10 protein-coding genes and 1 tRNA gene are annotated in these 11,701 nt (G+C 66.4%); 5 read left to right on the top strand and 6 right to left on the bottom strand.

Going from position 1 to position 11,701, the window contains the following annotated elements; all coding sequences use genetic code 11:
• Nucleotides 1-28 precede the first annotated feature (28 nt).
• The 6 genes from C3Y92_RS06490 to flgF all read right to left on the bottom strand — a co-directional run bounded on the left by C3Y92_RS06490 (nt 29) and on the right by flgF (nt 6,225).
• Nucleotides 29-1,066 (bottom strand): peptidoglycan DD-metalloendopeptidase family protein, encoded by a 1,038-nt coding sequence (locus C3Y92_RS06490; protein ID WP_129350840.1) that lies wholly within the window; start codon nt 1,064-1,066, stop codon nt 29-31.
• 431 nt (nt 1,067-1,497) lie between these two features.
• The gene (locus C3Y92_RS06485; RefSeq protein ID WP_235669691.1) at nt 1,498-2,586 is read right to left on the bottom strand and encodes a flagellar basal body P-ring protein FlgI; all 1,089 of its coding nucleotides are present in this window, start codon (nt 2,584-2,586) and stop codon (nt 1,498-1,500) included.
• A gap of 186 nt (nt 2,587-2,772) precedes the next feature.
• Nucleotides 2,773-3,498: a flagellar basal body L-ring protein FlgH gene (locus C3Y92_RS06480; RefSeq protein ID WP_015861798.1), complete on the bottom strand. Its 726-nt coding sequence runs from the start codon at nt 3,496-3,498 to the stop codon at nt 2,773-2,775.
• A gap of 51 nt (nt 3,499-3,549) precedes the next feature.
• Nucleotides 3,550-4,524: a flagellar basal body P-ring formation chaperone FlgA gene (gene flgA / locus C3Y92_RS06475; protein WP_129350837.1), complete on the bottom strand. Its 975-nt coding sequence runs from the start codon at nt 4,522-4,524 to the stop codon at nt 3,550-3,552.
• 106 nt (nt 4,525-4,630) lie between these two features.
• Nucleotides 4,631-5,413, bottom strand: a complete 783-nt coding sequence (gene flgG / locus C3Y92_RS06470) for a flagellar basal-body rod protein FlgG (RefSeq protein ID WP_129350834.1) — start codon at nt 5,411-5,413, stop codon at nt 4,631-4,633.
• 26 nt (nt 5,414-5,439) lie between these two features.
• Entirely contained in the window at nt 5,440-6,225 is a 786-nt protein-coding gene (gene flgF, locus C3Y92_RS06465) for a flagellar basal-body rod protein FlgF (protein WP_129350832.1), read from the bottom strand.
• 154 nt (nt 6,226-6,379) lie between these two features.
• On the opposite strand from flgF, the gene C3Y92_RS06460 reads away from it, so the two are divergent.
• The 5 genes from C3Y92_RS06460 (at nt 6,380) to infB (ending at nt 11,668) form a co-directional block, all read left to right on the top strand.
• Nucleotides 6,380-6,455: transfer RNA gene (locus C3Y92_RS06460), tRNA-Gly, on the top strand.
• Nucleotides 6,456-6,538: 83 nt separating this feature from the next.
• Nucleotides 6,539-7,108, top strand: coding sequence for a ribosome maturation factor RimP (locus tag C3Y92_RS06455; protein ID WP_129350830.1), 570 nt, complete (start codon nt 6,539-6,541; stop codon nt 7,106-7,108).
• Nucleotides 7,105-8,520 carry a transcription termination factor NusA gene (gene nusA, locus C3Y92_RS06450; RefSeq protein WP_129350827.1) on the top strand — a complete coding sequence of 472 codons (1,416 nt, stop codon included), beginning with the start codon at nt 7,105-7,107 and terminating at the stop codon, nt 8,518-8,520. The genes C3Y92_RS06455 and nusA overlap by 4 nt, the downstream gene beginning before the upstream one ends.
• Nucleotides 8,517-8,765 (top strand): YlxR family protein, encoded by a 249-nt coding sequence (locus tag C3Y92_RS06445; RefSeq protein WP_129350824.1) that lies wholly within the window; start codon nt 8,517-8,519, stop codon nt 8,763-8,765. The genes nusA and C3Y92_RS06445 overlap by 4 nt, the downstream gene beginning before the upstream one ends.
• Nucleotides 8,762-11,668 (top strand): translation initiation factor IF-2, encoded by a 2,907-nt coding sequence (gene infB / locus C3Y92_RS06440; RefSeq protein ID WP_129350821.1) that lies wholly within the window; start codon nt 8,762-8,764, stop codon nt 11,666-11,668. Before C3Y92_RS06445 ends, infB begins: the two co-directional genes overlap by 4 nt.
• Nucleotides 11,669-11,701 lie beyond the last annotated feature (33 nt).

Below are 11,701 nucleotides of genomic sequence, written 5' to 3'. Positions count from 1 at the left end.
CTCGATTTTTGCTCGTAATTCCATTATATTACAGAGGACCCTGCAGGACTCCCGAAGCGGCCAGCAGGCCATGCGGGTCCACCGTTTCGCTGCCCCGGCGCAGTTCGAAGTGCAAATGCGGCCCGGTGGAGCGTCCGGTGCTTCCTACCTCTGCAATTTTTCCGCCAGCCTGGACGCTGTCGCCCGGCCGCACGGCGTAACCGCGCAAATGGCCGTACACGCTCTTCCAGCCGCCGGGATGCTCCACCTCCACCACGTTGCCGTAGCCGCCCTTGGTTCCGGCATAGGTGACCACCCCGTCCCAGCAGGCGGCCACCGGATCGCCCTCGGCCGCAGCGATGTCCATGCCGGCGTGCCAGGCCTTGCCGCCCTTGAAGGGATCGGTGCGCCAGCCGTAATCGGAGGTGATGTCGCCCCTGGTCGGCGCGGCCATGGGCCGGGCCGCCTGGGCCTCGGCCAGCCCGTCATCGTTTTGACGGCTGCCCTCTGCCGGATCATGGGCCGGACTGAGCGCCGGCCTGGCCGACTGGCCATGGGCCGCCGCCCCGGGCCGGGCCAGGGCCGCCGCCACGGCCGGCGAAAGCTGCTGCGCCTGGATCGGCCGGCCGCCGCGCGGCAGGGTCGCGTCCGTGACGGTCAGATTGGACGAAGCCACGCCCAGGCCATGGGTTCCGGTCGGCCGGTTGGCCGGCAACACGTCGCCGATGCCCGCCTTCTCGCCGCCGCCCAGCACCTTGCCCTTGAGCTGGCGGTACATCATGTCGGCCAGCCCAATGCCGCCGGCCTCGGCCATCTTGTCGCACATGGCCTTGTCGAACATGGAATAATACTGGTCCTCGTACTGGCCGCGCAAAAGCCCGTCCTTGGGGACCGTGGCCCGCATCTGGGAAAAGAGCTTGGAGATGAACACCGATTCGAAGCCCTGGCAGGCCTCGCGCAGCTTGGCTTCCTTGTCCTTGCCGCCGGAAAGCGTCTGGCGCAGGGCGTCGATCTCGAGCTTCTGCGCGACGTCGCTGTGCAAAGAGGCGGTGGCGGCCACATCGGCCATGCCCTCGGGAACGCTCATGGCAATCATCCTCGCTGGTCCGGCGTCGGTTTTTTGGCCAATCGGCCCCGACACCCCAGGTAAGGCAAATTGCGGGCCAGTTTGGCTGGGAGAGGGAGAGAAGAGCCTCCGGCGGCTGGGGGCCTGAGGCCCCCAGACCCCCCACATGGAGAAGTGTTTAAGGGGTTTCGGCGAGGATAGGCCCATACGGAGGCGAACGGCCCTTGACGGAAACCACCGATACTACGACGGGCAGGAGAGACGCTGCCTCTGCCTTGCCCTCCCCGCTGAGGGCCTGAGGCTCCCGGCCCTTGTATGGGTGAAGGGCCCGCCTCCCTCCCCTGCCCCGCCGGTTGCGCAACAAAACGCCCCGGCGGTCCGTGACGGACGCCGGGGCGGCGATGCCTTTTCTGGCGAACGGCGCGGCGCGCGCCGGCCCGGCAGCGGCCGGACTAGTTGACTTCGAGGTCGGCCGAGAGCGCCCCCGAGGCTTCCAAGGTGCGCAGGACGCTGATGAGGTCGCGCGGCGTGGCCCCCAGGGCGTTTAACCCCTCGACCAGCTCTTGCAGGGTCGCGCCTTCGATCATCTTGAGCTTCCTGTTCTCCTCGTTGACCGCGATGTTGGTCTCGGGCGTGACCACGGTGCGGCCGTCGGAGAAGGGCAACGGCTGGGACACGTCGGCCGATTCCTGTATCTGGATCTGGAGGTTGCCGTGGGTGACGGCCACCGGCGAAATCTGGACGTTTTGGCCCAGCACCACCGTGCCGGTCTTTTCGTCCACCACCACCCTGGCCCGGTGGTCCGGGGTGACGTCGAGATTTTCGATGGAGGCCATGAGCATGGCCAGGTTGCCCTGGTTCTCGGGCGGCACGGCCAGCCGTATGGTGCCGGCGTCAATGGCCGTGGCCATGGCCTGGCCCAGGGATTCGTTGACCCGTTTGGCCAATCGCGTGGCCGTGGAAAAATCGGGACTGCGCAGGGACAGCGTCAGATCGGGCTGGTCGTTGAAGGCAAAGGGCACGCTGCGTTCGATGTTGCCGCCGCCGGGCACGATGCCCACGGTGGTGATGTTTTTGGACACCGACGCCCCGGCCCCCTGGGCCGACACGCCGCCGACAAGGACTGAACCCTGGGCGATGGCGTAGATGTTGCCGTCAATGCCCTTTAAGGGCGTCACCAGCAGCACGCCGCCAAGTAAGCTCGTGGAGTCGCCAATAGACGACACCGTGACGTCGAGCCGGCTGCCGGCCTTGGACGACACCGGCATCTGGGCCGTGACCATGACCGCGGCCACGTTTTTGGGCTTGAGCGTCGCCTTGTCCACCCGCACGCCCATCTTGTCGAGCATGTTGTAGATGGACTGGACCGTGAAATCCGAGCCGCGCTGGTCGCCGGTGCCGGAAAGCCCGACCACCAGGCCGTAGCCCACCAGCTGGTTCTTGCGCATGCCCGACACCGTGGCAATGTCCTTGATGCGGGCGCTGTGGGCCGTGTGGACCACGCCGAGCACCAGGGCGGCCAGGATGAGCACGGCCACCATGGCCGGCAGGCTGTCCGGCATTGCCGCCGTCATGACGGCCAGGGCCGGACGCCGTGTCTTCGCCCTCCGGGCGTTTGCATTGGGTTGCATGTCCATACGCTCCCCTTGGTAATCCTTCTTGTCGTGTCCGTGCGGCCTGAGTCAGGCGGCAGGGACGGCCGAAGCAGTGTTTTGTGTCGCGCCGGGTTAGAACGGCCAGACGTTGTCCAGGATGCGGGTAAGCCAGCCGCTCTTCTGGCGGTCGGCCAGGTCGCCCTCGCCGTAGTATTCGATCTGGCAGTCGGCCAGCATGGTCGACAGCACGGTGTTGTTGGGGCCGATGTCGATGGGCCGCACCAACCCCTTGATGACGATGATCTGGTTTTCGTCGTTGACCCGCGTCTGACGCGCCCCTTCGACCTGCATCACCCCGCCGGGCAGGATGTTGACGATGCGCGCGCCGATGGAGGCGGTGACGGCCGATTCGCGCTTGGTCTCGCCCTTGCTCTGGAACTTCTGGGCCGTGTTGGTCTTGACGATGGGATCGCTGCCGATAAGCCCGTTCATGCCGAAGTTGGGACCGCCGAGCTGGCCGGACAGGTTGCCGGCCACGTTTTTGTTGCTGAAATAGTTTTGCACCCCGAGTTCGTTGCTGGCCGTGCGGTCGTTTTTGGTCTCGGCCTTGAGGTCGGACTTGGAGGTGTCCACGATGTTGACGGTGAGGATGTCGCCGATGCGCCGGGCCCGGGTGTCGTCGAAAAGGAAGGTGGGCTGGCTTTGGCTGTAGATGGAGCCGGGGTTGTCGGCCGGCGGCGGGGCCTTGGCCACGGGCGGCGTCATCTGGGGAGCCGGGGCGGCCTGCTTGGTGGCCGGCGCGCAGCCGACGACGGCGGCGGCGATAAGGGCCAGGGGGATAAGCGGTGTGCGTCTCATGGCGCGTGTTCCTTTGCGTTTCGCGGTCCGTGCGAAGGGACTCTAAGCTTCCTACTGCACCACCACCGTCGTCTTGTCCTTGACGAGGCCAGTGATTTCCTTGGCAAACTTGTTATTCTTGACGGTGATCTTGCCGCCGGGCGCGCCGTCGGTCATGGCCTCGGCCAGCATGGTCAGGCGCACGGCCCGGCCCTGGTAGATGAGCTTGACCTGATCGCCCCGGACGATAAGCGGCATGGGTTCCATGTCGTCGGCCATGAGGACCTGTCCCGTGCCCACGCCCTTTCTGGCCCGCCACTGCCCGTCGCCCGGCTCGAACACCCGGCCCTTGATCCCGGCCAGGTTGCGGCGTTCGTAGACGTAGGCGATCTGTTCCATGGCGGCGCCGTCCTTGGGCAGAATGTTCTTGATGGCCACCGGCACCCGGCCGAAATGTTCGACCACGGCCTCTGCCGGGGCTTGTTGCAAGATTCTTGCCCCGGGTCCGGTCACCACGTAGCGAAAGGTCGTGCGGCCGGGCTGGACTTCGGCGACTTCAATGCCGACGCTGGCATTGTCGTCGGCGAAAAGATGGTCCGGAGCGGAAACCGACAAGAGCTTGGCCTCGGCCCCAAGGGCCTCGATCTTGGGCGTCAAGGTTTCGACGGCCATGGCCCGCAGCTCCTGGCCGGAAACCACCCTGCCCCCGCGCCGCATGGTCAACTGGTTTGGCAGGGCGTATTCCACCGGCGCGTCGCGCAGATAATAGCGCAGCCCTTCCATGACCTTGGCCGAGGGAATGACGGCCACGCGGCCCACGGCCTCAGGGGCGTACCACAGGGGCGTGGCCCCGAGCACGGCCCAGGCGTCGGCCGGAAATTCGCCGGAAGGTTCGGCGATTTCGGACAACAGCACCCGCTCGCCGGCGGCCGTGGCCGCCTCGCGCACGGTGATCCGCCACAGTCCGGCCCCGGCCGGCAGGGCGGCCAGGAGCCAGGCGGCGGCCAGGACGGCGACGGTGAGAATGGTGATGGCGCGGCGTTTCATGGCGACCTCCTTGGCTGTCGGGCTCTCCCCGCGCCGCCGCCCGCCGGTTGCGGGCGGCGGCGGCGGGACGAGCCCCAAATGACGAAACCGGACGACGGACGCCCGTTTAACGCTTGAGGTTGACAGCGGCCTGCAACATGCCGTCGGCCGTGGTGATGGACTTGGAGTTGGCCTCGTAGGCCCGCTGGCCGACGATAAGCCCGACCATTTCGTCCACGAGCTCCACGTTGGACATTTCCAGGAACCCCTGAGCCAGGGTGCCGGCGTTCTGGTTGCCGGGGGTGACCTCGTTGGCCGCGCCCGAGGCCTGGCTGGTGGAATAGAGATTGCGGCCTTCGGCGGTCAGGCCGGCATTGTTGATAAACGTGTAGAGCGGGATGTCAGTGGCGGCCAGCTCGGCGCTGTTGGCGTCCAGGCAGGACAGGTGGCCGTTTTCGGTGATGGTGATGGTCTTGGTTTCGGTGGGCACGGAAAAGGCCGGCTGGAGCGGATAGCCGTTGGCCGTGACGATGGTGCCGTCCTGGTTGAGCTTGAAGGAACCGGCCCGGGTGTAGAGCTCGCGGCCGTTGACGTCGACCTTGAAAAAGCCCTCGCCTTGAATGGCGATGTCGAGCTGGTTGCCGGTGTTTTGCATGTCGCCTTGGGTGAAGAACTTGTGCACCGTCGTCGGCTTGACGCCAAGGCCGACCTGCAGGCCCGTCGGCAGGCGGTTGCCGCCCACGGTCTCGGTGCCGGCCACCTGCAAGGTCTGGTACATGAGGTCCTCGAACTCGGCCCGGCTCTTTTTAAAGCCCACGGTGTTCACGTTGGCCAGGTTGTTGGACATGGTGTCGATTTGCATCTGCATGGCCACCATGCCGGTGGAGGCCGTCCACAGTGATCGCATCATAGCAGTATCCCTCCGGATCCTTGGCCTTACATCTTGTCGGTGCCGACGCGGATGGCCTTGGTGTCAAGTTCGTTGGCGCTGGTCATGACCTTCTGATAGGCTTCAAAGGTGCGCTGGGTTTCGATCATGGAGACCATCTCCTCCACCACCTCGACGTTGGGCTTTTCAAGAAAGCCCTGAGCCACTTCGGTGGTTCCGGCCCGCATGACCCCTTCCTGGATGGTGGCTCCGGTCTGGGGCATGTAGAGGTTTGCCCCATATTTCATCAGGGCGTCGGAATTTTGCACGGTGACCACGTCCACCTGGCCGACCTGGGCCCCATCGACATAAACCGCGCCGTCGCCGCCCACGGAAATGCGGCCCTCTGGCAGTTGGATGGGGCCGCCGCCGCCCAGGACGGGCATATCCTGGTCGTTGACGAGCATCCCTTCGGCCGAGCGGTGAAACGCCCCGTTTCGGGTGTAGTAGGCATTGCCCTGGCCGGCCGAGACCTTGAAAAAGCCCGGTCCCTGGATGGCCAGGTCCAGCGGGTTGCCGGTGGCCGTCAGCGCCCCCTGGGCGAAGTCGATCTGCTGCATGGCCAGGCGGGGCTTGGCAATGAGGTCGGCCCGGGGCAAGAGCTGCTTCTGGCGGATGTCGCCCCGGGGGTCCATATGGTAGTCGTGGGCGTAGCGGTAAAAGGTGTCCTCAAAGGAGACCCGGTCGCGCTTGTAGCCCGTGGTGTTGACGTTCGCCAAATTATTGGCGGAAATATTGAGACGCGTTTCCGTTGAGAGTGCGCCGAAAACCGCGCTGTACATGCTCATTTCCATGGAAGCGGCCCTCCTCGGCCCAGCGCATGCAACATGCGGGCCAGCCTCGACCGCCCCGGCCGGGCGAAACCCGGCCGGGGCGGTCGTCTTTTTTCGCGGGCCGGCCTCGCACAGCTTGACAAACCTCGGCGAAGTGGTATTTCCTCCCATTCGAGCGGGCGTAGCTCAGCTGGTAGAGTACAAGCTTCCCAAGCTTGGTGTCGCGAGTTCGATCCTCGTCGCCCGCTCCAAACCTGAGTCTCCCAACCGAATGGTTGACGTGACGAGGTGGGCCTGACGATCGGTCCACTTTTTTTTTGCTGACAAGGAAATCATGCTTCAGAAAAACGCCGTGGCCGATGCCGTCCGGGATCTTATCGCCCCTTACGTCGCCACCCTGGGCCTTGCGGTCTGGGGGGTGGAGCTGGCTTCGGCCGGCCATCGCCAGCTTGTGCGCCTCTATCTCGACCTGGCCGCCGACACGCCGCGCACGCCCGAACGCCTGGGCGTGACCATCGACGAATGCGCCAGGGTCAGCCGCCATCTCGGCGCCCTTCTTGAGGTCGATGAAATTTTCCACAACCCCTATGTGCTGGAAGTCTCCTCGCCGGGGTTGTCGCGCCGGTTTTTCGAAGCCGGCCAACTGCCCGCCTACGTCGGCCGGGAGATCGAGGCCAAGCTGGCCGCGCCCCGCGAGGGACGCAAGCGTTTCAAAGGCATCCTGTCCGGCGTCTCGGACCAGACCGTGTCCATGACCGTGGACCCCGGGGCCAAGGAATTTTCGATTTCGTTTGATTTTGCCGAGGCGGACAAAATCCGCCTCATCCACGCTTTTGACGCCACACCCGAAGGAGAGGCCGACGGCGACGGCGGGCCGTACGGCAACTCGGAGGCAACCTCATGACCGAACTGAAAAAAGCCATCGATCAGATCAGCAAGGATCGCGGCATCGACCGCGACCTGCTGGTGGACACCCTGGAAGAAGCCGTCCGTTCGTCGGTGATCCGCAAGTACGGCGAGAACCTCGACGTGGAGGTCAGCTACAACGACGAGCAGGGGGAGATCGAGGTCTACCAGTTCAAGGTCGTGGTGGAAGACGACGACGTGGCCGACCCGGCCGCCGAGATCTGCCTGTCCGACGCCAAGGCCATCGACCCCAACGTGGCCCTGGAAGACGAGATGGGCTTCAAGCTCGCCGTCGAGGACCTCGGCCGCATCGCCGCCCAGTCCGCCAAGCAGGTGATCATCCAGCGCATGCGCGACGCCGAGCAGGAGATCATCTACGAGGAATACAAGGACCGTAAGGGCGAAATCATTTCCGGCATCATCCAGCGCCGCGACCGGGCCGGTTGGATCATCAACCTCGGCCGCACCGAGGCGCTTTTGCCCAAGGAAGAGCAGATCCCCCGCGAGCGCTACAAGCGCGGCGACCGGGTCCAGGCCTTTATCATCGAAGTCCTGCCTTCCGGGCGCGGACCCCAGATCATCGTGTCGCGCACCCACGGCGACTACATGAAAGCCCTTTTCGCCCGCGAAGTGCCGGAAGTTTCCGACGGCACGGTCAAGATCGTGGCCGTGGCGCGCGATCCCGGCTCCCGGGCCAAGGTGGCCGTCATCTCCAAGGACCGCGACGTCGATCCGGTCGGCGCCTGCGTCGGCATCCGCGGCTCGCGCATCCAGAACATCGTGCAGGAACTGCGCGGCGAACGCATCGACATCGTGGTCTGGAACCCCGAGATCGCCACCTACGCCGCCAACGCCCTGTCGCCCTCACGGGTCACCCGCATTTCCGTGGATGAGGACGAAAAATCCCTGGAAGTGGTGGTCACCGACGACCAGCTCAACCTGGCCATCGGCCGCAAGGGACAAAACGTCAAGCTGGCCGCCAAGCTGCTTGGCTGGAAGATCGACATCGTCACCGAATCCCGGTTCCGCGAGGCCAACGCCTCCAAGAAGTTCCTGGAGCAGCTGGCCAGCGTGGCCGAGATCCACGTGGACAACATCATCGCCGCCGGATTTGTCTCCATGGAGCAGCTGGCCGAGGCCGACGACGAGGCCATCGACGCCATCGCCGGCATGACGCCGTCCAAGCGCGACGATCTGCGCGCCGCCCTCAAACTGATGGGCGCCTTTGACAAGCCCGCGCCGGTTGACGACGAGGATGCCCCGATCGATGAGGACGCCCCGTCCGAGGGCGAGGCTCCGGCCGACGGGGAGACGCCGGTTGACGACGCGGCCCCGTCCGAAGGCGAAGCCCCGGCCGGCGACGACGCCGCGACCGGCACGGAAGAAACCAACGCGGACGAGGCCAAATGACGCGCGGCAAGTCCCAGGCCCGGCCGCCGTGGCCGGTGCGGATGTGCGTGATCTGCCGGGAGCGCTTCCCGAAAAGCGAGCTGGTCAGACACGTCGCGGCGGCCGAGGGCGAAGCGGGCCTTGCGCCCGATCCCCGGGCCGTCCTGCCCGGACGCGGGCACTATCTCTGCGCCAACCCCGCATGCGCCGAGAAATTTTTGAAATACTCCGGTCGGCCCAGGCGACGGAGGGGGGGGTCAAGGTGAACAAGATTAAAATGAAGGACATTGCCAAGGAGCTTGCCCTGTCCAGCAAGGACATGCTGCATCTCCTGCGCGAACTCGGTATCCAGGTCAAAAGCCAGATGGCCACGCTGACCGACGAGGAAGCCGCCCAATTGCGCGCCCGTGTGCGCCAGGGCAGCTCCGGCCGCACCCAGGTCATCGACACCGAGGTTTCGCCCGGCGTCATCGTCCGCCGCCGCAAGGCCGCCCCCACCCCCCCGGCCGACGCCGCGCCAGCCCCCCGGGATCTCGAACCCGAATCGCCGGCGACCGCCGTCGATCCCGTGGTTGCGACAGCCCCGGCCGAGCCGGAACACGAGGAGCCCGTCGAGGTGCAGTACCAGCCCCAGGCCGAAGATTTCGAGGCCTTTGCCGAACCAGTCGACGAGGAGCCCACTCCCCCCGCGCCGGCTCCCCGCACGGGCGGCGCGCGCATCGTGCGCCCGGCCCCCACGGCCCGCATCATTGAGCGGCCCGAACCCGAAAAGGCCGAGGAGCCCGCTGCCCCCGCCGTGGCCGCCGAACCCGTGGCCGAAGCCCCGGCCCCGGTTCAGACGCCGGCCGCGCCCGTGGTCGAGGATACGTCCCTGACTCCCGAGGCGACCGTCCAGGCGCCGCCAGCGGCTCCCGAGGCCGGCCCGGCGGCCGCCGACGCGGGCCAGCCGGCCAAGCAGCCGCCCCGCCGTCCCGAGCCGGCCTCCACCGCGCCCAAGGTGCGCATCATTTCCATGCCCGATCCCAAGCGGCCGCCGGCCCCCGAACGCCGGCCGGCCTCTTCCGATGGCCCCCGTCCCGGTGGTCCCGGCCGTCCTGGCGGCCCCGGCCGTCCCGGCGCTCCGGGCGGCTTTGCCCCGGGCGCGCCGCGTCCGGCCGGCCGGCCCGTGCCCGGCATGCCGCCGGCAGCCGGCGATGACGCGTCCAAGAAGCGCAAGAAAGATCGCCGCGTGGTGGAATTTACCGGTCCGGGCGCCGACGGCGACCGCCGCAAGGCCGCCGGTCCCGGCGGCAAGAAGAAAGTCTCCGAGGTCCAGGATCGCACCGGCGGTCGCGGCTCGAAGTTCAAGCGCAAAAAGACCCGCGACGACTTCCTGTCCTCCAAGTCCGACGCCGGGGCCCAGCCCATGAAGGCCGCCAAGCGCAAGATCCGCATGGAAGAAACCATCCGGGTCTCGGATCTGGCCCGCCAGATGGGAGCCAAGGCCCAGGATCTCATCAAGGTCCTGCTCGGCCTTGGAGCGCTGGTGACCATCAACCAGTCCCTGGACATCGAAACCGCCACCCTGGCCGCGGCCGAGTTCGGGTTCGAAGTTGAACGTTCGGGCTTTTCCGAGGACGACTACATCATCAACGCTGAAGCCGATAAGCCCGAGGACATGCGTCCGCGTCCGCCCGTGGTCACCATCATGGGCCACGTCGACCACGGCAAAACCTCGCTGCTCGACGCCATCCGGGCCTCCAACGTCGTGTCCGGCGAGGCCGGCGGCATCACCCAGCACATCGGCGCCTATCACGTGACCACCAGCCGGGGCGACATCGTCTTCCTCGACACCCCGGGCCACGAAGCCTTCACCGCCATGCGCGCCCGCGGCGCCCAGGTCACTGATATCGTGGTCCTGGTCGTGGCCGCCGACGACGGCGTCATGGACCAGACCCGCGAGGCGGTCAACCACTCCCGGGCCGCCGGCGTGCCCATTGTCGTGGCCGTCAACAAGATCGACAAGCCCGACGCCAACCCCGACCGGGTCAAGCGCGAACTGGGCGATCTGGGCCTTGTGCCCGAAGAATGGGGCGGCGACACCATCTTCGCCAACGTTTCGGCCAAGCAGAAGCTCGGTCTCGACGAACTGCTGGAAATGATTCTCCTGCAGGCCGAAGTGCTGCAGCTCCACGCCAATCCGGGCAAGCGCGCCCGGGGGCATATCGTCGAAGCCCGCCTGGACAAGGGCCGGGGCCCCGTGGCCACGGTGCTCATCCAGGAAGGCACCCTGCACCAGGGCGACGCCTTTGTCTGCGGCGTGTTCTCCGGCCGGGTGCGAGCCTGTTTCGACGACCAGGGCCGCAAGATCAAGGAAGCCGGACCGGCCATGCCCATCGAGGTCCAGGGCTTTGAGGGCGTGCCCGAGGCCGGCGACGAATTCGTCGGCGTCGAGGACGAAAAGGTCGCCCGCCGCATCGCCGAGACCCGGGCCACCAAGCAGCGCGAACGCGAACTGGGCAAGGCCTCCAAGGTCACCCTGGAAACCTTCCTGGCCAGCCGCCCCGAAGCCGAAGCCCAGACGCTTAATCTGGTGCTCAAGGCCGACGTGCAGGGCTCCCTGGAAGCCATTGCCGACGCGCTTAAAAAGCTCTCCACCGACAAGGTCAAGGTCAACATCATCCACGCCGGGGCCGGGGCCATCACCGAATCCGACGTGCTCTTGGCCTCCGCCTCCTCAGCCATCATCATCGGGTTCAACGTGCGCCCGACCATCAAGGTCAAGGAAATGGCCGAGCGCGAGAGCGTGGACGTGCGCTTCTACGACATCATCTACAAGGTCGTCAGCGAAATCAAAGACGCCATGTCCGGCATGCTCGCCCCGGTGATCCGCGAACAGTACCTCGGCCAGGCCGAGGTGCGCGACACCTTCAGCGTGCCCCGGGTCGGCACCGTGGCCGGCTGCGGCGTCATGGACGGCAAGCTCACCCGCAACGCCGGCGTGCGCCTGGTGCGCGACGGCGTGGTGGTCTACACCGGCAAGCTCGCTTCGCTGCGCCGCTTCAAGGACGACGTCAAGGAAGTCACCAAAGGCTACGAATGTGGCGTCGGTCTGGAAAACTTCAACGACATCAAGGTCGGCGACGTCATCGAGGCCTTCGAGTCCGTGGAAGAAAAGGCCACCCTGTAACGACGTTACACGGCGGGCTTGCCCTGCCGACGG

The sequence above is a fragment of the Solidesulfovibrio carbinolicus genome, assembly GCF_004135975.1.
Lineage (GTDB): Bacteria > Desulfobacterota > Desulfovibrionia > Desulfovibrionales > Desulfovibrionaceae > Solidesulfovibrio > Solidesulfovibrio carbinolicus.
Note: the sequence above shows the minus strand (reverse complement) of the source record. Positions and strands in the feature narration are given on the sequence as shown.

Bases quoted from the DNA above. Each gene is read 5' to 3' on its own strand.
- C3Y92_RS06480 (WP_015861798.1), bottom strand. From the start codon at position 3,498: ATGAGACGCACACCGCTTATCCCCCTGGCCCTTATCGCCGCCGCCGTC.
- nusA (WP_129350827.1), top strand. From the start codon at position 7,105: ATGACCGAACTGAAAAAAGCCATCGATCAGATCAGCAAGGATCGCGGC.
- C3Y92_RS06445 (WP_129350824.1), top strand. From the start codon at position 8,517: ATGACGCGCGGCAAGTCCCAGGCCCGGCCGCCGTGGCCGGTGCGGATG.
- flgA (WP_129350837.1), bottom strand. From the start codon at position 4,524: ATGAAACGCCGCGCCATCACCATTCTCACCGTCGCCGTCCTGGCCGCC.
- C3Y92_RS06490 (WP_129350840.1), bottom strand. From the start codon at position 1,066: ATGAGCGTTCCCGAGGGCATGGCCGATGTGGCCGCCACCGCCTCTTTG.
- flgG (WP_129350834.1), bottom strand. From the start codon at position 5,413: ATGATGCGATCACTGTGGACGGCCTCCACCGGCATGGTGGCCATGCAG.
- C3Y92_RS06485 (WP_235669691.1), bottom strand. From the start codon at position 2,586: ATGGTGGCCGTGCTCATCCTGGCCGCCCTGGTGCTCGGCGTGGTCCAC.
- flgF (WP_129350832.1), bottom strand. From the start codon at position 6,225: ATGGAAATGAGCATGTACAGCGCGGTTTTCGGCGCACTCTCAACGGAA.
- C3Y92_RS06455 (WP_129350830.1), top strand. From the start codon at position 6,539: ATGCTTCAGAAAAACGCCGTGGCCGATGCCGTCCGGGATCTTATCGCC.